This window comes from Alcaligenes parafaecalis, assembly GCF_026344135.1.
GTDB classification, from domain to species: Bacteria; Pseudomonadota; Gammaproteobacteria; order Burkholderiales; family Burkholderiaceae_B; genus Alcaligenes; species Alcaligenes parafaecalis.
In genome coordinates, this window is sequence record NZ_JAPKNA010000002.1 from 791,154 (window position 1) to 813,982 (window position 22,829).

Genomic DNA, 22,829 nt, shown 5'->3' on the forward strand with positions numbered 1-22,829 from the left:
GGCGAGCACGCTATCCGGCCAGAGGTTATTTGCGAGCGTCGGTGTCGCTATTGCGATCGACGATCAGACCCAGGCGGTTGATGCCGTTGGAGCGCAGTTCATCCATCAAGCCCATAACGGTCTCGTAGGGAACTTTGCCGTCAGCGGCAATGACAACCGGGCTGTCGGCCTGCATGCGCGAGCGCACTTCGTTGATCAATGTGGACTTCTCGATGTTCATGAACTCGGAGCCCGCATCGCGCAGTCGAATGGCCAGCTTGCCGTCCTTATCAACCTGGATTTCCACCGGCTTGGCGGGCACTTCGGAGGCTTGGCCTACCGAGGGCAATTCCACCAGACCGGGGGTAATCATGGGAGCGGTGACCATGAAGATCACCAGCAGCACCAGCATCACGTCGATATAAGGGACGACGTTGATTTCATTTTTCATGCGCCGGCCGTGACGGCCAGTGCTTCCACGCATCGATGGCATCAGTTCACCTGCCGCTGCAAGATGTTCAGAAATTCGTCGATAAAGCTGTCAAAGCGGATCGAGATGCGATCCAGTTCGTTGGTAAAGCGGTTGTAGGCCACCACGGCGGGGATAGCGGCAAACAGACCAATGGCCGTGGCGATCAGCGCTTCGGCAATACCGGGAGCGACCGAGGCCAGGGTGGCTTGTTGCATGCCGGACAGGCCGATAAAGGCGTGCATGATCCCCCAGACGGTACCGAGCAAGCCGATGTAGGGGCTGACCGAACCGGCAGAGGCCAGGAAGTTCAGGTGGGTTTCCAGCGTATCCATTTCGCGCTGGTAGCTGGCGCGCATGGCACGGCGTGGACCGTCCAGCAGGGCAGGGCCAGAGCTTTGGCTGCGGCGTGCCTTGATGAACTCGGTCATCCCTGCTTCAAAAATACGGGCCAGGGCACCGTGTTCAGCACGACGCGAGGAAATGGATTGCTGAAGCACGGCCAGATCGCCACCCGCCCAGAAATCGTCCTCAAAGCGGCGGGTCTGTTCCAGCGTGCGTTTAAGTGCAGCCCTTTTACTGAAAATATAGGCCCACGAGAGAATCGAAATTCCCAACAGAATCAGCATGACGAGCTGAACGGGAATACTGGCATCGAGAAGTAGCGAAATCAGCGACAGGTCGCTAGTAGCTTGCATGGTCAGTCCTGAACCTTTTCCAAGAGGGTACGTAAATCAGAGTCCAGCTTGCTTGGACGAAGCGTGGTGGCGTCAACGCAAACAATTTGGATAGTGCTTTGGCATAACAGTTCCCCACCTCGCAGGGCACCTTGTTCGAAATGGATGGTAGCCGAACCCAGTTGGGTAATGCGGCTGCGCACCGAGATCAGATCATCGAGCCGGGCAGGTTTGAGATATTGTATTTCAACCTTCTTGACTACGAACAGGCGTTGATTCTGCTCCGCCACGTCCGATTGGTTTACGCCCAAATTCCTGAGCCATTCCGTGCGCGCACGCTCAAAGAACTTCAGGTAGTTGGCGTAATATACGATCCCCCCAGCGTCGGTGTCCTCGTAATATACGCGAATATCAAGCCGAGCCTGGGTGTCCCACTTGTCATTAAGCATGTCGTTCGTAAAAGAGTTTATGTTGACGGGCAGGGCGTGGCACACGGCCAGCCCTGCTTGGAGTCCTTACAGCGTGGCCAAACGCTCGACGCTGACCTGAGCAATCTGCTCCACCGGCACGTTGGTGCTGCTGGCATCACGGCGGGCTTGCATCTCGACAACGCCTTCTTTCAGGCCGCGCTCGCCAATGGTAATGCGCAGCGGCACACCAATCAGCTCCCAGTCGGCAAACATGATGCCGGGGCGGGCATCGCGGTCATCCAGGATCACATCCACGCCTTGCTCTTTAAGCTGGGTGTACAGATCAGTCGCAGTCTGACGGACGGCATCGCTTTTGGTAAAGCCGATCGGGCAGATCACCACTTCAAACGGAGCCAGGGCGCGAGGCCAGATCATGCCGCGTTCGTCATGGTTCTGCTCGATGGCAGCAGCCGCAATACGGCTGACACCAATGCCATAACAACCCATTTGCATGACAGCAGGTTTACCATCAGTTTCCAAAAAGGTCGCGTTCAGCTTCTTGGAGTAGACGTCGCCCAGGAAGAAGACGTGGCCTACTTCAATACCGCGCTGGATAGCCAGCTTGCCGCCTTCGGGGGCAGGGTCACCGTGTACGACGTTGCGCAGATCGGCCTTGATAGGCTCGGGCAGGTCACGGCCCCAGTTCACGCCGGTATGGTGGAAGCCTTCTTCGTTTGCGCCACAGACAAAGTCGCTCATGTTGGCTACGGTCAGGTCGGCAATGACTTGCACAGGCTGACGGGTGCCGATGGGGCCCAGGTAGCCAGGCTTGCAGCCAAAGGTCGTGACGATTTCTTCCTCAGTGGCCAGGCGGTGGCCTTTTTCAAAGCCAGCCAGTTTGGAAACCTTGATGTCGTTGACTTCATGGTCGCCACGCACCAGCAGCAAGTGCACGGTGGTTTTAGTTTGGCCGTCTTCTTCCACGTCGGTAGCCAGCACCACGGATTTAACGGTCGCGCTCAGGTCCAGACCCAGTTGCTGGGCAACCAGTTCACATTTTGGGGCGTCTGGTGTGGCTGTCTTGACCAGCGCCTGGCCAGGAGCAGCACGCTCGGCCAGCAGGCAAGGAGCGGGAGCCAGCTCAATATTGGCGGCGTAGTCGGTATCGGGGTTGTAGACCAGCAAGTCTTCGCCGGTATCAGCAATGACCTGGAATTCATGACTGCGGGTACCACCAATCGAGCCGGTATCGGCAGCCACGGCACGGAAGTTCAGGCCCAGACGACCGAAGATGCGCATGTAAGCGTCATACATATTGTCGTAGCTGGCCTGGGCGTCTTCAGCGTTGCGGTCAAAGGAATAGGCATCCTTCATGGTGAATTCGCGGCCGCGCATCAAACCAAAACGGGGACGACGCTCGTCACGGAATTTGGTTTGAATATGGTAGAAGTTGATGGGCAACTGGCGCCAGCTATGGATCTCGTTGCGAGCGATGTCCGTGATGACTTCTTCAGAGGTGGGCTGCAGCACGAAGTCGCGCTGGTGGCGGTCCTTGATACGGAGCAGCTCGTCGCCATATTTTTCCCAACGACCCGACTCTACCCAGAGTTCGGCAGGCTGGACCACAGGCATCAGCAGTTCAATGGCGCCGGAGCGGTCCATTTCCTGACGGATGATGTTTTCAATCTTGCGCAGCACGCGCAAACCCATAGGCATATAGGTATAGATACCGCCGGCCGCTTTACGGATCATGCCGGCACGCGTCATGAGCTGGTGGCTGGCAACTTCGGCCTCGGTAGGCGCTTCTTTCAGGGTATTAATGTGATACTGGCTAGCATGCATGGTAGGGAACTCGTCAGGTACGTATAATCAGATCTAATTGTATTGAATTCGTTAGAGGTGGCCTATGTTAGATCGTGAAGGCTACCGTCCTAATGTCGGAATTATCCTCGTTAATCGCAAGAACGAGGTTTTTTGGGGCAAGCGTATTCGGGAACATGCCTGGCAGTTCCCGCAAGGCGGTATCAAATACGGTGAAACACCCGTACAAGCGATGTACCGCGAACTGCATGAAGAAGTGGGCTTGCTGCCTGAGCATATCCGTATATTAGGCCGGACGCGAGATTGGCTTCGCTACAACGTGCCCAATCATTTTGTACGTCGGGAGGCGCGCGGCCATTACAAGGGTCAGAAACAAATCTGGTTCCTGTTGCGGCTGGTAGGGCGAGACAGTGATGTCTGCCTGCGTTCTTCCTCGACGCCGGAGTTTGATGCATGGCGTTGGAGTCAATATTGGGTGCCACTTGATTCAGTGATTGAGTTCAAGCGGGAAGTCTATCAGCAAGCGCTGAACGAGCTGTCGGATATTTTGTTCCGACGGCGCCAGGAAAATCGTTATTTACGTCAGCGCCTTCAAAGCGCAGTTGATGCCGATACCTTAGATAGCAGGGATCATGCGCATATTATTGGTTGAAGACGAGCGGGAAATGGCCGCATGGCTAGAGCGGGCTTTGGCGCAAAGTGGTTTTTTGCCCGATCCCGCTCACGATGCTCGTACAGCAGAAGTGTTGTTGGCGGCTCATGAGTATGATGCGGTCGTCATGGATTTGCGCCTGCCTGATAAACACGGGCTGGTGCTTTTGCGCGAGATGCGCGAACGCGGCGATCACACCCCGGTGCTGATCCTGACCGCTCAAGGTGCCTTGCAAGACCGCGTTCGCGGTCTGAATCTGGGTGCCGATGATTTCCTGACCAAACCCTTTGCCCTGGAAGAGCTGGAAGCTCGTCTGGCGGCACTGGTGCGACGCAGTCGTGGGCGCGTGACGCCTATGGTTAGCTGTGGCTCGCTGGAATACAACCCGGAAAGCCGAGCCTTTTTACTGGACAGTGCCATTGTTCACCTGACACCGCGTGAGCACGCGGCCTTGCTGGTCTTGATCAGCCGCTCAGGGATGCCAGTGGAAAAATCCCAGTTGTTCGCCCGTGTGTTCGAGCACGATAGCGACGCCAGCCCGGATGCCATCGAGGTCGTCTTGCACCGTTTGCGCAAGAAATTGGCCAATAGCGATGTGCATATCGTGACGGTGCGCGGCCTGGGCTATATGTTGGAAGTGCTTGAGGCGGAATCCGGCGTCGCATGACAGCACCTTCTCCACCCCCCGCCAATGCCTGGCAAGGCAGTTTGCGCTTTTGGCTGCTGGTATTGCTGATACCGGGTGTGGTGGCCCTGCTGTTGTACGACAGTTGGGAAGACTATCTGGCCATGAACTCGGTCACGGAAAATGTCTATGACAGCGCCTTGCTGGAGCCGGCCAAGGTGCTGGAGACCAGTGTGGAATTCAACGCCGATGGCAGTTTGCGTATTGACCCGCCTTTTTATGCCCAGGTCATGCTGGAGTCCCGGCCGGGCAATCGCAAATATTTCCGGGTCGAAGAAGTCACTCCTTTGGTGCGTAATCTGGGCGGCGCCGATGCCAAACAATTAAAAGGACGCACCTTGCTGGGCATGGAAGGGTTGCCGCGTCCTTCCAATCTGGCTGATCACGAAGGCGTTCCAGTTTTCTACGACTCTTTCTTTCGCAATGACACCGTGCGTATGGTGGCCTTGTGGCGCGACCTTCACTACAAGGGCCAGCACAGACAGGTCGTGGTGATGGTGGGTGAAAGCATGGATTTGCGCCTGCGTACTCAGCAGGAAGCCTGGCGCGAAGGCATTTTCCGCAATTTGCGCATGTTGCTGTTTGCCGTGTTGCTGGTCTGGTTTGCCGTCGCCTGGGCCTTGCGTCCTTTGCAGGCTTTGCGTCAGGAAGTGCGTAACCGCAGTGTGGATGATCTGCAGCCTTTGGACGAACGCGACGTACCGCGAGAGGTCGTGCCTTTGGTGCGTTCGGTCAATCACCATATTGAGTTGTACCGTTCCGTGCTGGATAGACAGGCTCAGTTCCTGGCCGATGCCTCGCATCAATTACGTACGCCTCTGGCCATTATTCATACTCAAGCGCAGTACGCCCGCCGTGAACCAGACATTGAACGCGTGCGTGAATCCTTGGGGGCGATTATCAAGCAGTTGGGGCAAGCTACCCGTCTGACTGAACAGTTGCTGGCCCTGGCCCACGCCAGTCATACCACCAGCATGAGCCAGGGGCAGGTTGATTTAGCCAGCCTGGGGCGCGAAGTGGTGTTGCAGTATTTACCTTTGGCGCGCGAGCATCGTCAGGACTTGGGCTGGATTGGACCGGGTGAAGAGGGCGAGCAAGCGCCTCTATGGGTTTATGCCAGCGATGCCGAGATTCATGAGTCCGTGTCCAACCTGATTCACAATGCCATCAACCACGCCGGGAGTGGCAGTGCGATTACGGTTTCTGCCGGGCAGGACGACAAGCAGGCCTGGATCAGCGTGACGGACAATGGCATGGGTCTGGCGGCCAGTTTGCGTGAAAGCGTGTTTGTACGGTTTGACCGCGGTGGCCCGGCGCGTAAAGGTGGGCGAGGTTCAGGTTCCGGGCTGGGCCTGGCCATTGCACTGGCCTATGCCGAGCGCAACGGTGGCACGATTGTGCTGACGGATGGCGAGCCCAACGATATGGGTGGCTATGGCCTGAAGGCGACCTTGCGTTTGCCGCTGCTCACCCCCGAATCACCTAAGCCTGAACCTAACGCGCTTAATTAAGAGGCGTCGCCTGGGCGGGCTAGCAGGCTGAACAGACTGGAGATATCCAGATCCCGATGGCCTTGCTCTGCAATCTTCGCAAATTGTTCTTGAATCAAACGGGTGCCCGGTAGCTGGGCACCGTTGCGCTGGGCCTCCTGCTGTACCAGGTCCAGATCTTTCAGCATCCAATTGACGGTAAAGCCGGGTTGAAAATCCCGAGCCAGCATCGTCGGGCCTTTGGTTTCCATTTGCCAGCTTCGGGCAGCCCCCTTGGTCAAGACCGAGAGGGCCTGTTCCATGTCCAGTCCAGCCCGCTCTCCAAATGCCATTGCTTCGGCCAAAGCCTGCAATAGGCCAACCACCGCAATCTGGTTCACCATCTTGCACAGTTGCCCCGATCCCAAGGGGCCCATTAAGGTGCAGGCCTGGGCATAGCTCATCATCAGGGGGCGGGCGCGCTCCATATCCTCTGTCTTGCCGCCGCACATAATGCTGAGCATGCCTTTTTGGGCACCTGCTTGTCCGCCAGAAATCGGGGCATCTATAAAGGCGACATTCTGATGGGCGGCCAGCGCTCCCAGCCCTTGAGCAACTTCGGCGGAGGCTGTGGTGTGGTCGATAAAGAGACTTCCTGCCTTCATTCCCGCCAAAGCTCCGTCGGGACCAAGGAAAATAGCGCGCAGATCATCATCGTTGCCCACACAGGCCATCACGATGTCAGCTTGTGCGGCTGCCAGGGCTGGCGTGGCCGCCCATTCCTGTTTGAACTCTGCACTCCATTGTTTTGCCTTGGCCTGATTGCGGTTGTATACCGTCACTTGATGACCGGCCTGGGCCAAATGTCCGGCCATTGGGTAGCCCATCACACCCAGACCAATGAACGCCACTTTTTGCGGGGCGAGGGATTCATAGGATTTTGGCTGAATAGAGGGGCTCATGGCGTTGGTCTCCGTAGGAATAATCGTGTCTGGGCCTACAGCTTAGCGCAGCTTTTTTAGTGTGATCTTTCCCAGCGTGAATAAGCGGCACCACGATTGAGGCTTGACGGCGTCAGGCCCCTCATGTTCTAAACCACACATAGATCTGTAATAAATGGAATACGCCTGTCTGGATTATGATGGGCCCACATAATTTCCTAGCTAATTAACTGGAACGTGAACCTTATGACTACTTTTGACCGTCGTCGTTTCTTGAAGCTGGCAGGTGCCACTGGACTGGCGTCTATGAGCACCTCTTTGCCATGGGCGGCGTGGGCGGCAGATGCCGCTGTACTGGAAAAAGCAAAGGCTCAAGGCCAGGCTGTTTTCTACGCCAACATTACGGCGGTTGAGCCCATCATGAAGGCCTTGCAACAGGCGCAAGGCATTGAAGGTAAGTACACCCGTATTTCCAGCTCCAAGTTCATCCCCACCATCCTTACCGAGTTCAACGCGGGCAAGTTGATGGCGGACGTGGTTCAGGCTCCCCTGCCCATGTTGCAACTGCTCAAAGAGCAGGGCGTGCTGATTCCTCATCAGTCCGAGGCCGTGCAGGGCTACCCCGAGTGGGCCATTCAAGACGATTCGATTATTCAATTTGGCATCGAATATGTGTCTTATATCTATAATACGGACCACCTCAAGGCCGAGGACGCTCCACAACGCTACGAAGATCTGGCCGATCCCAAGTGGAAAGACAAGATTGTGATGGCCAACCCGTCCAATCACCCCTCCACTATTGGCTGGTTGATTGGTCTGAAAGAAAAGGTCTTTAGCAGCGAAGAGCAGTGGCTGGACTTCCTGAAAGGTCTGGCAGCCAACAAGCCTATGTTTGTGGCTTCGTTTGGCCCAACACCGGCCCCTATTGAAAGTGGCGAGAAGCTGATTGCCATTTCCATGCCCAAGTACATCGTGACCAAGTCGCCTGCACCATTGGCCTGGGGCCCCATGTCGGGTCAGCCTTTGCTGGGTTCGCCACGAGCCATCGCCTTGACCAAGAACGCTCCGCATCCTGATGCAGCCCGTGTGTTCCTGGATTACTGGCTGGGCAATGAGGCCATGGGTATTTTGGCCAATAAGGTAGGCGAATATGTGTTGGCTCCCGGCGTACACCCACCGGTTGCTGGCATTGATAAAGCCAAGGTCGAGCCAATCCGCGACCTGAGCGACGAAGAACTGGTCCGTTGGGGCCGCGAATTCAGCCGTATCTTCGCCGTCCGTTAATCGGGACGACAAGAACGACAAGTTCGTCTAAAACGGGGCGCCTTGGCGCCTCGCCTCATTTTTACTGAAAACATCTACTCATTATGCAAATTGAAATTACCGGCCTAAGCAAGACCTATGTCTCAGAGGGCAAAACCTTCAAAGCTTTGGACAATATCAACCTGACGATTCCCGCTAATGAGTTTTTCACACTGTTAGGACCCAGCGGCTGCGGCAAAACCACGCTGCTGCGGTGCATTGTGGGTCTGGAAACCCCGGACGAGGGTGAAATTCGCATTGGGGACGAGATCGTCTGGTCCAGCGCCAAGAATATTGCTGTGCCGGTAGAAAAGCGCGGCCTGGGCATGGTGTTCCAGACCTATGCCATCTGGCCGCACATGACAGTGTTCGACAATATCGCTTACCCGCTGCAAGTGCGTGGCGAGCGCAAAGAGGTGATTCGTGAAAAAGTCGCGAACATCCTGAAGTTTGTGCAGTTGGAAGGGGTGGACCAGCGTTCTGCAACGCGCCTGTCCGGTGGCCAGCAACAGCGTGTTGCACTGGCACGAGCCCTGGTGGCCGAGCCTAAAGTTATTCTGTTTGACGAGCCGCTCAGTAACCTGGATGCCAAGCTGCGTGAAGAAACCCGTAAAGAACTGCGTGAGTTCCTGAGCCGTCTGGACATTACTGCTGTGTATGTGACGCACGATCGCGTCGAGGCACTGGCCTTGTCCAACTCCATCGCCGTGATGCGCGGTGGCAAGATTCTGGAAATTGGCACGCCAGAAAAAATTTACTTTGATGCCGATCACCGCTTTGTGGCGGACTTTATTGGTCGTGCCAACCAGATCAGTGCGAAAGTGCTGGAGCAGCGTGTGGATTCCACCATTGTGGAATGCGAGCTGGGTCAACTGCACTGCAAAAAACGCGACCTTCCCGTGGGCACCGAAGTCACTCTGTGCATTCGTCCTGAATTTATTCGTGTCAGCAGTCAGTCCAGCGATGCGGGTCAGAATCTGTTCCACGGCCAGGTCCAGGCTTTGGAGTTCGTGGGTGAGTCCTACGAAGCTGAAGTCAATGTGGGTAAAGAGCAGCTCCTGGTGTGTATTGATCCAGACGTGAAGGTGAAAGAGGGCGATACCGTGCGCTTTAACCTGCACCCTGAACACTGCATGCTGTTGTCGGCATAAGGGCGGGGCATCATGAATCAAACTCGCAGACCACTTAGCTGGTCGCTTATTCTGATCGTCGGTTTTCTGACGCTGTGCCCGGTCCTGATGTTGCTGTTGGGCAGCTTCTCGCAGGGTCTGACCGCTTTTGGCTCTTTCACCACGGCCAAGTACGTAGCTGCCTATACCGACCCTTTCTTGCTGGAAGTCACCTTTAATACGGTGGTCTTCGTGCTGGGTTCGTCCCTGTTCTCCACCGCGCTGGCAGTTTTTCTGGCCTACCTGAATACGCGTACGAACATGCCCATGAAAGGGGTGTTCACGGTGCTGTCCATCGTACCCATGATGATTCCGCACTTGCTGTTCTCGGTAAGCTGGGCACTGCTGCTGAATCCGTCCAACGGCCTGATCAATATGTTCTTGCAGGACACCTTGGGTCTGCAGGAAGCGCCGCTGAACATTTACTCCCTGTGGGGCATGATTCTGGTCGAGGGCTTGTTGAACATGCCCGTGGCCTACCTGATCATTGCACCTGCCATGGCCTCGTTTGACGTTTCCATGGAAGAGTCCTCCCGTGTGTTCGGGGGCGGTCTGTGGCGCACCTTGACGCGGGTGACCCTGCCGATTTTGCGCCCAGCCATTATGGCGGCGTTCATTCTGGCGATTGTACGGGCCCTGGCTTCCTACGCCGTGCCACGAGTTCTGGGTACGCCGGGTCGTGTGGATGTGCTGGCCACGTATCTGTTCGAGATGATCTCAACCGGCTTCGCGCCGGATTACGGAAAAGCGGCGGCATTAGGGATGAGTGTGCTGTCGGCTTCCATTGCCCTGATTGTGCTGTACCGCTACATGACGGCAGAAAGCAGCAAGTATGTGACGATCTCCAGCCGGGGGTTCAAGCCCACTCAACTGGAACTGCGTCGCGCCAAAATCCCGCTGTTCATCATCGTGGGCATTATCAGCTTGCTGATGGTGGTGCTGCCCGTGGCCGTGTTGCTCTACACCTCCATGATTCCGTACTCCATGGTGCCTAGCGCTCGTGCCTTCTCCTTGATGAGCTGGGCGAACTGGATTGATGTCATTCAAGACCCGATCTCCAAAGTCGCCATGAAGAACAGTCTGTTCCTGGCGGTGGTCGGGGCCAGTCTGGGTGTGCTGCTCTCGTTGTTCGTGGCCTATGTCGTGGTCAAGTTACGAACGCGGGCGGCGGCGCTGCTGGATACCTTGAGCTTCCTGTCCTTCTCCTTCCCGGGGATTGTGATTGGTATCGGTTTTATGTGGTTCTTCGTGCAAACGCCTTTGTATGCCACGCTGACCGCCTTGTTGCTGGCCTATATCGCGGCGTATCTGCCTTACGGTATCCGGCCTTTGTCGGCGGCTTTTGTGCAGGTGCATGCTCACCTGGAGGAATCCTCTGCCGTCGCCGGAGCCAGTTCCTGGACGACCATGCGCCGCATCATTATTCCATTGCTGATTCCCGGTGTGGTGTCTGCATGGATTTTGATGGCCACCATGTTTATCCGTGAGTTGACCGTGTCCGTCGTGCTGTCCCGCCCTGGCACGGAAGTGCTGGCGGTGCAGGTGCTGGGCTATGCCGAAGATGGTTTGTGGGGCAAGCTCTCCGCACTGGGGATCATCATGATTTTGATCTCTACCGTGCTGGTGCTGCTGGCCATGTATATCGGTAACTTCTATAAACGTCGTCAAGGCACGATGTAAGTTGGGCTGATCTCAATGGCCTGAATTCCGCAAGGGATTCAGGCCATTGTTGTTTTTGCTCGTAGCAGACCGTATCTTGTCGCCATTCTGGCTGTTCGCTTGTGTAGTCACATACAGAGCAGACTGCTTCTGTTTACTAATTCGTAGAAAGCTATGACGCATAAATGCAAAGTGCTGGTCGTCGGTGGCGGCGTGATGGGAACGTCAGTCGCCTGGCATCTGACTCAAGCGGGTGCTGCTGTGACCCTGATCGATCAAGGGCCGGGCAGCACGCCTAGTGCAACTTCCGCTTCTTTTGGATGGGTAGGAGCCAGCGCCAGCACGCCCTCTGATGACCCTGACGCCTTTGCCTTGCGCCTGCATGCTCTGGAGGAGTTCAAACGTCTGGAGCAGGCTTTGGGGACCTTGCCTGTGACAGTGCGCGGAGCCTTGTCCTGGGGGGCGACGAAGGATGAGACAGCCGCCTCGATTGCTGAACACCTGGCAGCAGGCTCCAGGGTTGAAAGCTGGTCGGCTACGCAAGTGCGTCAAAAAGAACCGTCGCTGGCGGCTTTACCTGATTTGGCAATGTGGGCACCGGATGACTTCGCCTTGGAACCCGTGTATCTGGCCCGTTGCTTTATTCAGGCAGCACAAGCGGGCGGAGCCACGGTTCTGTCTGGCAAGGTGCAGTGTGTGCTGTCGGCAGGAGGGCGAGTTACCGGCGTAGAAATGCAGGGGCAAGCCATCTATGCCGACAAGGTGGTACTGGCTAATGCTTATGGAGCCTTGGCTTTGGCAGCCAGTGCAGGGGTAGCTTTGTCTATTGAGCAGCAGCCCGCCGTCTTGCTGCGTCTTGATGCTGATAGAGCTCTTATCCGACATGTGCTCTGTGCCCAGGACTTGGAGCTACGACCGGGCAAGGAAAGGGGATTGATGTCAGCGTTGGACTATCCCTTGGAAGGTGAAGCAGGTTTGCAAAGCTTGGCAGAGGAAACGTGTCAGTCCATTGTTCAGTTGCTGAAACTGCCGTCTGTCCCGCGCGTATTGTCTATAGAAGTCGGGCAGCGCCCCATGACTTGTAACAAGCTTCCTTTATGCGGCCCCATTGGGAGTTTGGATGGCTTGTTTGCGGTCGTAGCCCATCCCGGTGTCATTCTGGCTCCCTTGTTGGGAAGGCAGTGCACGCAAGCGGTCCTGGCTGCTTGATGTTTGCTTTTGGGGCGGATCTGTTCTGTCTTCAGAAGATTGAACTGTCTTGAAACCAAGCGGCAAAACCAGGCGACAAAGAAAAAGGCCTGATTTCGTGGAGAGACGAAATCAGGCCTTCTTGTTTACTGCGCCGGTTTGAATGCTCCCTTTCAGAGGGTGCTTTCAAACCAGAGGACTGGCTGTGTCTTAGTCCTCTTCCACAAAAGTGGCTTCGCGTTTCTTTTTCACCGAAGGCAAGGCAACGATCACGACCAGGAAGGCCGCCAACACCAACAAGGACAAAGACAGTGGGCGAGTCAGGAAGGTGGTGTAATCACCGCGAGACAAGAGCAGGGCACGACGGAAGTTTTCTTCCATCATCGGTCCCAGAACCAGACCCAGCAGCAATGGTGCACCTTCACAACGCAGCTTGGACCACACGTAGCCAACAAAACCAAAGGCAGCGGTAACCAAGATATCAAACACGTTGTAGTTCAGCGAGTACACACCGACCGTGCAGAACACCAGAATGGCAGGGAACAGAAGGCGGTAAGGCACTTTCAGCAGCTTCACCCATAGACCGACCAATGGCAGGTTCAGAATCACCAGCATCAGGTTACCGATCCACATGGAGGCAATCAGGCCCCAGAACAGCTCGGGGTGGCTGGTCATCACTTGTGGGCCGGGCTGAATGTTGTGGATGGTCATCGCACCAATCATCAGAGCCGTTACCGCGTTACCTGGAATACCCAAGGTCAGCAGCGGGATGAACGAAGTCTGGGCTGCTGCGTTGTTAGCCGACTCAGGGCCAGCCAGACCAGCAGGGTGACCTTTACCAAAGCGCTCAGGATTGCGGGAGATTTTCTTCTCCAGCGTGTAGGACGCAAAGGAAGACAACACCGCACCGCCACCGGGCAAGATACCCAGTACCGAACCCATGGCAGTACCACGGACAACAGCAGGCCAGGACTCTTTGAATTCCTGTTTGTTGGGATACAAAGAACCCACTTTGCCTGTGATCTCGACACGCTGGTCGCCCAGTTCCAGGTTGTTCATGATTTCAGAGAAACCAAACACACCCATGGCAACCACGGCAAAGTCGATACCGTCTTGCAGTTCTGGAATACCAAAGTCGTAACGGGCGACGCCGGAGTTCACGTCTGTACCGACCATACCCAGCAGCAGACCCAGCAAGATCATGCAGATGGCTTTAGGCAGGGAGCCGGAGGCCAGCACCACAGCGCCGACCAGCCCCAAGACCATTAACGAGAAATACTCCGCAGGTCCAAACTTGAAGGCGACTTCAGCCAAAGGAGGCGCAAAGGCAGCCAGCAGCACGGTGGCCACACAACCAGCGAAGAAAGAACCCAGAGCAGCAATTGCCAAGGCCGCACCGGCCCGACCATTACGCGCCATCTGGTGGCCGTCCAGCACAGTTACCACCGCTGAGGTTTCCCCCGGCAAGGCGACCAGAATGGCCGTTGTGGACCCACCATACTGAGCGCCGTAGTAAATACCGGCCAACATGATCAGGCCAGCCACGGGAGGCAGTACATAGGTAATGGGCAGCAGCATGGCGATGGTAGGCACAGGGCCAATGCCAGGCAACACGCCAATCAGGGTGCCCAGTATGCAACCGAGCAGGGCGTAGGCCAGGTTCTCGGGCGTGATCGCCACGGAGAAACCCAGCATCAGGTTGTCAAATAATTCCATTTCCGTTCACCTCCAATCAGGCCAGAAAACTTGGCCACAAGGGGAACACCAGCCCCAGGCCCTTGATGAATGCCAACCAGACGAACAGCACCAGAAACACGGCTGCGCCCAGTGCAACAGGCCAGCTAAACTCATGGCTCGCAAAGCTGCTGATCAGAACAAGCAAGAAAATGGAAATGTAGACACCCAGAGAATTGAGCGTCAGACCACAAAGCACCACCGCGCCGATGATAACCAGGGCCACTTTCCAGTTAAACTTCTCTACTTCGGTTTCTTCCGCTTTGGCAGACATCGAATTGAATGTGACAACAGCCCCCAATAGAGCTAGGCATACCCCCAGCCAGAAAGGGAAGTAGCCAGGTCCCATGCGGGCAGCGGTTCCCATCGAGTAGCTGGTGGCTCCAAGCGCAAAAGCTGCGCCTATCACCACGAACATGATCCCGGACCAGAAGTCCTGTTTATTTTTAATTTGCATAAGGTGGATTCTCCTTGTCTGCCTTGCGCATTGGTTTTCCTTTTTCCTGTGTCAGCTTCTTTATGTTGGAGCTGGGCTCCACGCTCTGCCTGTGCCGACTGCATTGAACAGAGGTGACGCATGGTAATGGAGCACTTGAAGACTGGAAACCCTGACTTGACCCTAGTTTTTAAGGGTTTTCCCGGTAAATCGGGAAATTTAGGGTTTTTTGGGAGCGTGTTGGCTGGTCAATAGGATGCTTTGAAAGAAGTTTGAAAGGTAATGGAAAGATGGGTGAAAGGTTATCATTAGTATGAAATTCCTCTACCCAGTAACGCTAGCAATGGTTTACGATAAGGCCCATGTTGCAAGATCTCGACTTTCTCGCTGACCGTATCGGTCAACTGGTAGAGCAATCTCGTCAGCTAAACGCTGAACGCGCTCAATTATTAGCTCGTCTGAAAACTCAGGATGCCGAGCTGGACGCCTTGCGCCAGCAAAATCGACGTCAACAGGACGAGTTCGAGTCCCTGTCCACCGGTGTTGCTACCCATCAGCGTCAATTGGATGTGGTGCAGCAACAAGCACAAGCCGATCAGGCAGAACTGAAAAAACTGCTTGAGCAAGAACAAGCTCAAATCGTGGCTTTGCGCCGCGAGCTTGATAGTGCGCGTGCAGGCATGGGCGTGTTGCGCGATGTAGCAGGACAGGCTCGTGACCAGATCGGTTCGATCCTGATGCGTCTACCCGGTGCGGTACAGGAGTAAGTCATGGAACGAGTCGATATTTCTCTGTTGGGCCGCGAGTATTCTCTGGCATGCCCACCATCCGAAAAAGCGCGCTTGCTTGAAGCTGTCAAACTGGTTGATCAGCGCATGCAGTCCATCAAGGGCTCTGGCCGCGTCTCGGGGAACGAACGCATCGCCGTTATGGCCGCCATTCAGATCGCCAGCGAGTTTTTATCCGCTAAAGCACCTGATGGTCCACTGGCTAATGTTGCATTTGGCGATTTCAAGCGTAAAATTGAAGACATGCACGCAATGATTGATGATGTCATCGAACCTTCGGGTACTGCGCGCTAGACCAAATTTGAAAGCTGCCCCTTGTTGTTCCTCGCGGGCAGCTTCATCCCAGTAAGTCCCTGCCGTGTTCGTGACACGACCATACATTCCTTGAACCAATGCTTTTGGCATACAGGTTGTTGGATTAGCCAGTAGGAGCGATCGTCCTCGTCGACGAACCCGAAGCTGGCTTGATGACAGCCGATCTTGGACCCTCGGTTCCAGGATGCCGGTCTTGACGGCAATGGTGGGGCACCTACAAAAAAAGCCCGTCCACATCTGGACGGGCTTTTTTCTTTTCTGCAGATCTTCTTATCCCTGACTGCCGGGCGTCACACCCCGCTTGCTGGCATAAGCAAACAAAGCCAGTCCGGCCACAATCATGGGCAAGGACAACCACTGTCCCATCGACAAGCCCGCGCTCAGCAACCCCAGGTAGCCATCAGGTTCGCGGGTGTACTCCACCATGAAGCGGAAGAAACCATAGCCGATCAGGAACAGGGCACTGGTCTGGCCCACGGCACGTGGGCGGCGCGTAAACCACCACAGCAGGATAAACAAGGCGATGCCTTCCAGAGCCATCTCGTACAACTGCGAGGGGTGGCGGGGGATGGAGTCCACTTGCGGGAACACCATAGCCCAGGACACATCGCTAGGACGGCCCCACAGTTCACCGTTAATGAAATTACCCAGGCGGCCCACGGCCAGTCCCAGCGGAATCAAGGGAGCCAGGAAATCGCTGATTTCCAGAAAGCGCCGTTGTCGGTTCCGGGCAAATAGTGCAATCGTCACCAGGACGCCAATCAGGCCGCCATGAAAGGACATGCCACCTTGCCAGACATACAGAATTTCCAGCGGATGCGACAAGTAGTAGGCGGGCTGATAGAACAAGGTATAGCCAAGACGACCACCTGCTACCACGCCCAGGACGCAGTAAAAGATCAGGTCTTCCAGGTCTTTGCGAGTCAGCAGGGTATAGCCTGCGCGAATACGCGCCATGCCAGCTAGCCAGACCAGGCCAAAGCCGACCAGATACATCAAGCCATACCAGTGGATGGCAAGGGGACCAAGTTGTATGGCGACGGGATCAAACTGCGGATGAATTAACATGCGTGCCCATTACAGAGGTGAATATCAGATAATAGCGTGACTGCGAGCCCAGGCTAGGGCTGGGTAAATTGTAAGGGAAGGATCATGCTGCATTCAGTCTCTTGGGCCAGCCGTTTACCATTAGTAGTTTTTTGTGGATGGCTGATCTTTAATCCAGTCGCAAAGGCTGATACGGTAGCCTTGATGGAGACCGTACAGGCGCAGTGTTTGTCCTGTCATCAGATTGATCGTAAACGGGTGGGTCCTCCTTTTCGGGAGATCGCCCAACGCTATGCGCAAGGTCCGGTGCAGGAAACCCAGGCGTATTTGCAGCGACAAATTCAGCAGGGGAGCCGCGGAAACTGGGGAGCGATTCCCATGCCCGCTCAAAACCGGATTAGCGCCGAGCAGGCACAAGCGATTGCTGCCTGGTTGCTGAGTCTAGCCAATTCGTCAACAAAGGAGAATTCATGAAGGAAACAGCCATACTAGGTGGCGGATGCTTTTGGTGCACCGAAGGGATTTTCAAGGCCTTGCGAGGTGTGCAGTCGGTGGTGCCTGGGTATTGTGGTGGCCATATTGAGCATCCCACTTATGAACAGGTTTGCGGTAAGCAGACCGGCCACATTGAAGTGGTCAAAGTGGAGTTTGACCCTTCCGTCATTTCCTATCGGGATTTGCTGGAAGTGTTTTTCCTGACCCATGACCCCACCACGCCTGACCGTCAGGGGGCTGATCAAGGTCCGCAATACGCCTCTGCCATTTTTTGTCAGGATGAAGAGCAGCGACGCCAGGCCTTTGAGGTCATTGAAGAAATCAAGCCGCAATTTGACGCGCCTATCGTGACGCATGTGCTCGACAGCTCCCGATTCTGGGAAGCCGAGGACTATCACCACGATTATTTTGCGCTGCATCCCGAGCAGGCTTATTGCCAGATGGTGATCGCGCCCAAGCTCAAGAAGTTCTATCAGCGCTTTCAGGATTTGCTGATTAAAAGCTAAAGCGGCTCACGTGTGGGTAGCAGGAGCAAGGTAGCGTCTGTACAGGGCGCTACCTGGTAATGTCAGCCGGGCCATCAGGCCAATAACCAGCAAAGTCAGAACAAGTCGGCCCACCAGAGCCACCCAGATGTTGGCACCCAGAGCCAGAATAAGAATGGTGTCTTCAATCAGGGAATGGCTTAAAGACAGCCAGGACAAAGCCAGCAGACGTGTTCGGGGACTGTAATTTTGCTGGCGGGACTCATCAATAATCAAAGCGCCGCCATAGCTTAGGCCTAGCAAGACGCCAATCGTGGTTGTGGGGGCAACGCGCTCTTCCAGGCCGGAAAACCGCAGCAAGGGTAGCAGCAGCCGGGTCAACACACGGGTGAAGCCTATCTTGTCCAGCACAGATAAAATCAGCAACAAGCCCAGGATAATGAGCCAGGTCATCAGCAGAGAGCTGGCTGTGCCCCAAAACCAATCTATCCAGCCTTGCCAGCCACCTTGCGTGGCATTTGACTGCCCATACAGCCAGGCCAGGGATACAGGTTCTTGCAGCAGTCCGGCGCTGTTCAGGCCCCAGGCCAACAGAGCGCCGTAGAGCAAGGCACAAATAATGCGCAGAGCCGCTGTAAACCAGAAACTGGCTCCGGCTTTACGCACAATGGCTTGCTCCATGGGCATATTGTGCGCAAACAGCATCATGGTGCCCAGGACGCTGATCTGGGCGACATTGAAACTCAAGCTGTCGCCCAAGGCTGCCATGGAGCCTATGCCTGCATAAATTCCGGCCAAGGCGGTGGTCGCCCAAACAATCCCGGCTTCGGCAGGTAACCCGACCAAGGCCATGACAGGGCCAATCAACTTCCCGGCTTGCTCAATCAAACCCAACTGCGCAGCAATACGCACCGCGATCATGATGGGGATCATGATGCGTGCAACGGTATAGAACATGCGCAGACTGCGGATCAGCGTGGTGCGTAGGAAATTCAGCATGACAGCGGGAGCAGTGAAAATTTGACTGATGCTAGCACGGCAAGCAGACAGTTTTGGTGTGCTGTGGCTCCTGTCCAACTGAAGAGCAGGGGGCGTCGTGTCCTGGTCTTTTTACTGCTATGGGGCGGGTGTGTTTAGATCGCCTATAAAAAAGCCCCTGATCTCGAAACCTTGTGCAGCATACAGAAGTCGCTGCCAAAGTTTTGTGAATCAGGGGCGTTTCAGGCCTGGTGGCCGGGTGACTTATCGACCCGAGCAGTGACCGCCACTGGCGGCTTGTCCACTACCCCAGGCAATGGGGGCGGGTTCAGGACGGTAGGGATAGTCTTGCAGACTGTCCATGACAACCAACAAGACAACGACCAGCCAGAAGGTACTGGTAATAAGGCGGAAAGTAGTTTTGCTCATGGTGGCGCCACTCAAGGGTTAACGCGGCGACGAATACGCACGCCTATGATGGACCCGGCAAAGGCCAGTGCAAACCAGACCCAGCCATGTATGCTGGCCGAGGCAATGCCTCCCAGGAATGCGCCCACATTACATCCAAAGGCCATACGGGCACTGTAGCCCATGACCAGACCCGCAATCGCGCCTACCCATAAAGTGCGAGCATTGGGCGATTTGAAATTGGCAGGATGGTTCCAGCGTGAGGCGGCCATGGCACCCAGAATCAAACCGAAGTTGGTGACGGAGGTAACGTCGGCCAAAACAGGTTCTGCCAGACGTTGTGCATGGGGAGCAACCCCCCAGAATGCGTCGCCAACCGGTGTCCAGCCCAAGGCGGAGAATACTTTGGCGCCCCACAGGCCAATACTGTAGACGATACCCCAAGGTTGCCCGGCAACGATCATGTGGATGGCGTACAGCACGGCCAGTAGCAAGGCGCCCATCCACCAGCGCATTTCCCATTTGGCGGGTGTGCCGTTGTGCTCTTTTTGATGGCGACGTGCCCCTCGGCCTACGAACCAGGACACGGCGGCGCAGCCCAGTACGGTAATCAGCAAGGCGGTGGGCCAGCCCAAGGAGACGGTCAGGTCGATAGCGGGTAAACCGCCCAACGCAATCCAGCCGGGTTGATGCGATGCACCCAAAAAGCTGCCAATCGCGAAAGTAGGCAAGACGGCGAATGAGATCGGTGCACCAGCGCCTGCTTTATACAAGGTCCCGGAGCCGCAACCGTCGGCCAGTTGCATGGCGGCGCCAAACAGGAAGGCACCCAGCACCAGGCTGATGGTCAAGGGGGCAATCGCGCCTACCAGCTCGCCTCCACTATCGGCAATCAAGGGCAGGGTGAAGGCGGCTGCCAATACCAGCAAGAGCATTTGTGCCCAGATCCCTTGAGGATCGCGACGCTCGATATAGTTGCGCCAACCGGTGGTAAAGCCAAAGCGGGCACCTTGCAGTACCGCGCCAAAGCCAATCCCCAAAAGGGCCAGCAGCCCTTGGCGCAGGCCACCTACCAGCGCGACCCCAACAATCAGGGCCAGGCTGGCCAGGATAAAGCCCAGTCTAGTCAGATAAAGCATGGTCGATTTCTTTAGTTAATGGCGCGCTTGGCATCGAGCTTCAAAACCTCGAAGCGGGAGGGCTGATTATCCATGGGCAAGCTGCTGCGGCTCCATTCCACGACGGACTCGGGGTAGAGCTTCACATTGGGGTTGCCTGCCAGTTCGGAGAGGACAAACCAGTTGGTGGCAGCCCAGTGGCCGGTATTGCAGAACGAAACGGTGGGTTTGTCGTCCAGGCCTTGTTCTTTGACGATCTTGACGAGTTCGCCTGTATCTTTCAGGACGGGTTTATCGCTGCGAAAGAAGCTGTTGAAGTCCAGTTCGCGTGCGCCGGGCAAGGTGCCGTAGCGGGCGGCGGCGTCAACACGCTTTTCGCCTTTGAAAAACTCGGTGGGGCGAGCGTCCAGCAGGACGGGGGCTTGGCCGTTCTTGATGTAGTCAGCCACTTCTTGTGTGCTGACCACCATGTCTTTGTTGTAGTGGTAGCTGAATTCTGTAGGGGTGACGCTTGGGGCGTCTTTGCTCAGGGGTTTGCTTTCGGCTTCCCAGGCTTGCAGGCCACCGTCCAGAATGGATAGCTGTGTCAGACCGCCTGCTTTCAGTGTCCAGTACACGCGGGCGGCGGCACCGAAGTCAGTGGGGTTTGCGCCTGCGTAGGTCACGACTACGTAGCTGTCTTTGGAAATGCCCGCTTTGCTGAACAATGCGGATAGGTCGGCTTCCGAGCGCAAGGCTCCGGCGTTTTCGGCTGGGCCGCGATAGGCGCCATAGGGAGTATGGACTGCACCAGGTACGTGGCCTGCTGCATATTCTTTGTCTGTGCGGATATCCAGAATACGCAGATTGCTCTGGTCCAGCTTGGTGGCCAGGTCTGCAGCCGAGATCAGAGCCGCTGGCTTGGCGGCTGTTTCGGGTGCGCTTGGCTCTGCGGAGACAGTCGGTGCCAGGACCGAGCTGAATGCAAATGCCAAGGAGATGAGGATAGGTTTGATCATTATTACTCTCTTGAGTAAGCAGGGGCCTGCTTAGAGGATTAAGTGCATAAGGAATGGTAATGAACGTGGCTACAGAAAATAACAATGAATTGGGGATTAGCTTATTGCTTGTGGGCGTAAAGGGAAGGGGGCTATCTCTATAGAGTAGATGGGAGGGGCTTTGTTTACAGCTCTGCATTGGGTGGGCTTGTGCCACTCTGCTTGTGTCTCTCTAGCAGGTAAGTGTGTCTTTGGTCTCTATATAGAGTGGGCGTATCTATATATAGAGAGGGTAGAGTCATCATGATGAATGGTCCTTCTATATAGAGAGTGGCGTTTGTTGTTCCAGCCGGTCTATGTAGGTCGCCGTTCGGGGCTCCGGGACAGGGGGTTGGGGCGGACTACTTGCCGGCGCGTTGCGCCGGTTCCCTTGTCGGAGTCACAATCGGGGCGCAGTCTGAACTCGCCCAGTGATTGGTCCCCCGGACCAATCACAAGCGTTGGGCTCAAACAGCAGACTGCTTGCATCCCCGATTGTGACTCCGACAAGGCAAGTCGTCTGACTCGCCCCAACCCCCTGTCCCGGAGCCCCGAGCGGCTAACAGCACTGCATAACCCCCGGTCTTGGAGGTCATTCAACTCTATATCTATACAGAGACACTATTGGTTAGGGGGAAAGGGCTGATGCAGTGTTCTTGCTGGCGTTTCTTTGTTGGCTCCCCATGTCTCCATTTTTTCTTCTCATCATTTCCCTATTTCGCAAGTAAGCAAGCAAGCAAGCAAGCAAGCAAGCAAGCAAGCAAGCAAGCAAGCAAGCAAGCAAGCAAGCAAGCAAGCAAGCAAGCAAGCAAGCAAGCAAGCAAGCAAGCAAGCAAGCAAGCAAGCAAGCAAGCAAGCACAGGGACTGCTGACTGGTGACTAGTGTTGGCGGTGTTTTCGCTTCTTCTCTATATAGAGAGGGGAAATGTTGAGCGGCTGGAGAATATCTGGCTATTCTTTGCGAGAAAATAGCTGATTAGCTTAGGATTTGCGTCTGAGGACAGGTAGGCTCACTACCAGGAAAAAAAATCCAAAATTAATCTAAAAATTATTTTTATAGTTATTGTTCATAGTTATCAATGTGCTACGACGTTTTACGGGGTTTTCTCTCCCCAAATACTAAGAAAAAGGGCGAAGAAGGCTTGCCAGTCTGAAAATCATCGTGCTATAGTTCTTTTCTCGCTGCAGCACACACAGGGTTTTCCCTGAAGCGCTACAGAGAGCAGTTAGCCAAGATTCACCGCCTTGACCAAGAGGTCCGCACCGAAGCTTGAATAACTGAGTCAGGTAACTGACACGGTGTAAAACCCGGAGCTTGACAAATCAGAAAATTCTGTGTTAAAGTTCTAGGTTCTGCTCCAGAGAACGCAACGTTAAGTTTTTAAGCGGTTTCGAAGGTTGAAACGGATTTGAAAATTTACCCTTGTTTGTGAAGTTGGATAGTTAGCCTTACGGTTGATTGTTCGCCAGGTAGGACGGAACGAAAGTTCTGGTTAAGCGGGACGAGTTGGACGGTTTTAAAACTTTCTAATTTCTTCAAAAAAACGCTTGACACACTGCCTGATCTGCTTCATAATCTCGTTTCTCT

24 protein-coding genes and 1 other RNA gene are annotated in these 22,829 nt (G+C 55.3%); 13 read left to right on the plus strand and 12 right to left on the minus strand.

Annotated elements, in window-relative coordinates; genetic code table 11:
- Window positions 1-25: 25 nt before the first annotated feature.
- The 4 genes from tolR to OSH09_RS10485 all read right to left on the minus strand — a co-directional run bounded on the left by tolR (window position 26) and on the right by OSH09_RS10485 (window position 3,377).
- Entirely contained in the window at window positions 26-472 is a 447-nt protein-coding gene (gene tolR, locus OSH09_RS10470; RefSeq protein WP_207875635.1) for a protein TolR, read from the minus strand.
- On the minus strand, window positions 472-1,146 hold the full coding sequence (gene tolQ / locus OSH09_RS10475) for a protein TolQ (protein WP_009454887.1): 675 nt from the start codon (window positions 1,144-1,146) through the stop codon (window positions 472-474). The genes tolR and tolQ overlap by 1 nt, the downstream gene beginning before the upstream one ends.
- Before the next feature lie 2 nt (window positions 1,147-1,148).
- A complete protein-coding gene (gene ybgC / locus OSH09_RS10480) occupies window positions 1,149-1,574 on the minus strand; it encodes a tol-pal system-associated acyl-CoA thioesterase (RefSeq protein ID WP_207875634.1) in 426 nt (141 codons plus the stop codon).
- Window positions 1,575-1,640: 66 nt separating this feature from the next.
- Complete coding sequence (locus tag OSH09_RS10485) at window positions 1,641-3,377, minus strand: proline--tRNA ligase (protein ID WP_266120942.1); 1,737 nt, start codon at window positions 3,375-3,377, stop codon at window positions 1,641-1,643.
- A gap of 64 nt (window positions 3,378-3,441) precedes the next feature.
- On the opposite strand from OSH09_RS10485, the gene OSH09_RS10490 reads away from it, so the two are divergent.
- Genes OSH09_RS10490 through OSH09_RS10500 form a run of 3 tightly spaced genes read left to right on the plus strand, consistent with a single transcriptional unit; the run spans window position 3,442 to window position 6,204 of the window.
- Window positions 3,442-4,008: an RNA pyrophosphohydrolase gene (locus OSH09_RS10490; protein WP_009454891.1), complete on the plus strand. Its 567-nt coding sequence runs from the start codon at window positions 3,442-3,444 to the stop codon at window positions 4,006-4,008.
- Window positions 3,989-4,675, plus strand: a complete 687-nt coding sequence (locus tag OSH09_RS10495) for a response regulator (RefSeq protein WP_207875632.1) — start codon at window positions 3,989-3,991, stop codon at window positions 4,673-4,675. Before OSH09_RS10490 ends, OSH09_RS10495 begins: the two co-directional genes overlap by 20 nt.
- Entirely contained in the window at window positions 4,672-6,204 is a 1,533-nt protein-coding gene (locus OSH09_RS10500; RefSeq protein ID WP_266120943.1) for a sensor histidine kinase, read from the plus strand. The genes OSH09_RS10495 and OSH09_RS10500 overlap by 4 nt, the downstream gene beginning before the upstream one ends.
- On the opposite strand, the gene OSH09_RS10505 is transcribed toward OSH09_RS10500, so the two are convergent.
- Window positions 6,201-7,124: an NAD(P)-dependent oxidoreductase gene (locus tag OSH09_RS10505; protein WP_266120944.1), complete on the minus strand. Its 924-nt coding sequence runs from the start codon at window positions 7,122-7,124 to the stop codon at window positions 6,201-6,203. The two genes, OSH09_RS10500 and OSH09_RS10505, sit on opposite strands and share 4 nt — an antisense overlap.
- 225 nt (window positions 7,125-7,349) lie before the next feature.
- On the opposite strand from OSH09_RS10505, the gene OSH09_RS10510 reads away from it, so the two are divergent.
- The 4 genes from OSH09_RS10510 (at window position 7,350) to OSH09_RS10525 (ending at window position 12,442) form a co-directional block, all read left to right on the plus strand.
- A complete protein-coding gene (locus tag OSH09_RS10510; protein ID WP_207875629.1) occupies window positions 7,350-8,387 on the plus strand; it encodes an ABC transporter substrate-binding protein in 1,038 nt (345 codons plus the stop codon).
- Between the two features lie 83 nt (window positions 8,388-8,470).
- Complete coding sequence (locus OSH09_RS10515; protein ID WP_222668668.1) at window positions 8,471-9,556, plus strand: ABC transporter ATP-binding protein; 1,086 nt, start codon at window positions 8,471-8,473, stop codon at window positions 9,554-9,556.
- Between the two features lie 12 nt (window positions 9,557-9,568).
- Window positions 9,569-11,254 carry an ABC transporter permease gene (locus OSH09_RS10520; protein WP_207875627.1) on the plus strand — a complete coding sequence of 562 codons (1,686 nt, stop codon included), beginning with the start codon at window positions 9,569-9,571 and terminating at the stop codon, window positions 11,252-11,254.
- Between the two features lie 153 nt (window positions 11,255-11,407).
- Window positions 11,408-12,442, plus strand: coding sequence for an NAD(P)/FAD-dependent oxidoreductase (locus OSH09_RS10525; protein ID WP_266120945.1), 1,035 nt, complete (start codon window positions 11,408-11,410; stop codon window positions 12,440-12,442).
- A 189-nt stretch (window positions 12,443-12,631) separates the two neighbouring features.
- Here OSH09_RS10525 and OSH09_RS10530 read toward each other — a convergent pair whose 3' ends face one another.
- Together OSH09_RS10530 and OSH09_RS10535 are read right to left on the minus strand one after the other, a co-directional pair.
- Window positions 12,632-14,137, minus strand: coding sequence for a tripartite tricarboxylate transporter permease (locus OSH09_RS10530; protein WP_207875625.1), 1,506 nt, complete (start codon window positions 14,135-14,137; stop codon window positions 12,632-12,634).
- A 16-nt stretch (window positions 14,138-14,153) separates the two neighbouring features.
- Entirely contained in the window at window positions 14,154-14,612 is a 459-nt protein-coding gene (locus OSH09_RS10535) for a tripartite tricarboxylate transporter TctB family protein (RefSeq protein ID WP_207875624.1), read from the minus strand.
- A 341-nt stretch (window positions 14,613-14,953) separates the two neighbouring features.
- Here OSH09_RS10535 and OSH09_RS10540 point away from each other — a divergent pair, with 341 nt between their 5' ends.
- The 3 genes from OSH09_RS10540 (at window position 14,954) to ssrS (ending at window position 15,910) form a co-directional block, all read left to right on the plus strand.
- Window positions 14,954-15,358, plus strand: coding sequence for a hypothetical protein (locus tag OSH09_RS10540; RefSeq protein ID WP_207875623.1), 405 nt, complete (start codon window positions 14,954-14,956; stop codon window positions 15,356-15,358).
- A 3-nt stretch (window positions 15,359-15,361) separates the two neighbouring features.
- A complete protein-coding gene (locus OSH09_RS10545) occupies window positions 15,362-15,673 on the plus strand; it encodes a cell division protein ZapA (protein ID WP_207875622.1) in 312 nt (103 codons plus the stop codon).
- A 53-nt stretch (window positions 15,674-15,726) separates the two neighbouring features.
- Window positions 15,727-15,910, plus strand: a non-coding RNA gene (gene ssrS, locus OSH09_RS10550) — 6S RNA.
- A gap of 54 nt (window positions 15,911-15,964) precedes the next feature.
- On the opposite strand, the gene lgt is transcribed toward ssrS, so the two are convergent.
- Window positions 15,965-16,762, minus strand: a complete 798-nt coding sequence (gene lgt, locus OSH09_RS10555; RefSeq protein WP_207875621.1) for a prolipoprotein diacylglyceryl transferase — start codon at window positions 16,760-16,762, stop codon at window positions 15,965-15,967.
- Between the two features lie 183 nt (window positions 16,763-16,945).
- On the opposite strand from lgt, the gene OSH09_RS10560 reads away from it, so the two are divergent.
- The gene (locus OSH09_RS10560) at window positions 16,946-17,215 is read left to right on the plus strand and encodes a c-type cytochrome (RefSeq protein WP_266120946.1); all 270 of its coding nucleotides are present in this window, start codon (window positions 16,946-16,948) and stop codon (window positions 17,213-17,215) included.
- A complete protein-coding gene (gene msrA / locus OSH09_RS10565) occupies window positions 17,212-17,742 on the plus strand; it encodes a peptide-methionine (S)-S-oxide reductase MsrA (protein WP_207875620.1) in 531 nt (176 codons plus the stop codon). The genes OSH09_RS10560 and msrA overlap by 4 nt, the downstream gene beginning before the upstream one ends.
- 6 nt (window positions 17,743-17,748) lie before the next feature.
- On the opposite strand, the gene OSH09_RS10570 is transcribed toward msrA, so the two are convergent.
- From OSH09_RS10570 to OSH09_RS10585, 4 genes are all read right to left on the minus strand, one after another.
- Window positions 17,749-18,720, minus strand: coding sequence for a hypothetical protein (locus tag OSH09_RS10570; RefSeq protein WP_207875619.1), 972 nt, complete (start codon window positions 18,718-18,720; stop codon window positions 17,749-17,751).
- A gap of 243 nt (window positions 18,721-18,963) precedes the next feature.
- Window positions 18,964-19,128 (minus strand): hypothetical protein, encoded by a 165-nt coding sequence (locus OSH09_RS10575; protein ID WP_009454924.1) that lies wholly within the window; start codon window positions 19,126-19,128, stop codon window positions 18,964-18,966.
- Between the two features lie 11 nt (window positions 19,129-19,139).
- Complete coding sequence (locus tag OSH09_RS10580) at window positions 19,140-20,246, minus strand: YeeE/YedE family protein (RefSeq protein WP_266120947.1); 1,107 nt, start codon at window positions 20,244-20,246, stop codon at window positions 19,140-19,142.
- An 11-nt stretch (window positions 20,247-20,257) separates the two neighbouring features.
- A complete protein-coding gene (locus tag OSH09_RS10585) occupies window positions 20,258-21,223 on the minus strand; it encodes a sulfurtransferase (RefSeq protein ID WP_266120948.1) in 966 nt (321 codons plus the stop codon).
- Window positions 21,224-21,911: 688 nt separating this feature from the next.
- Here OSH09_RS10585 and OSH09_RS10590 point away from each other — a divergent pair.
- Window positions 21,912-22,124, plus strand: coding sequence for a hypothetical protein (locus OSH09_RS10590; RefSeq protein ID WP_266120949.1), 213 nt, complete (start codon window positions 21,912-21,914; stop codon window positions 22,122-22,124).
- The last annotated feature ends 705 nt before the right edge of the window (window positions 22,125-22,829 follow it).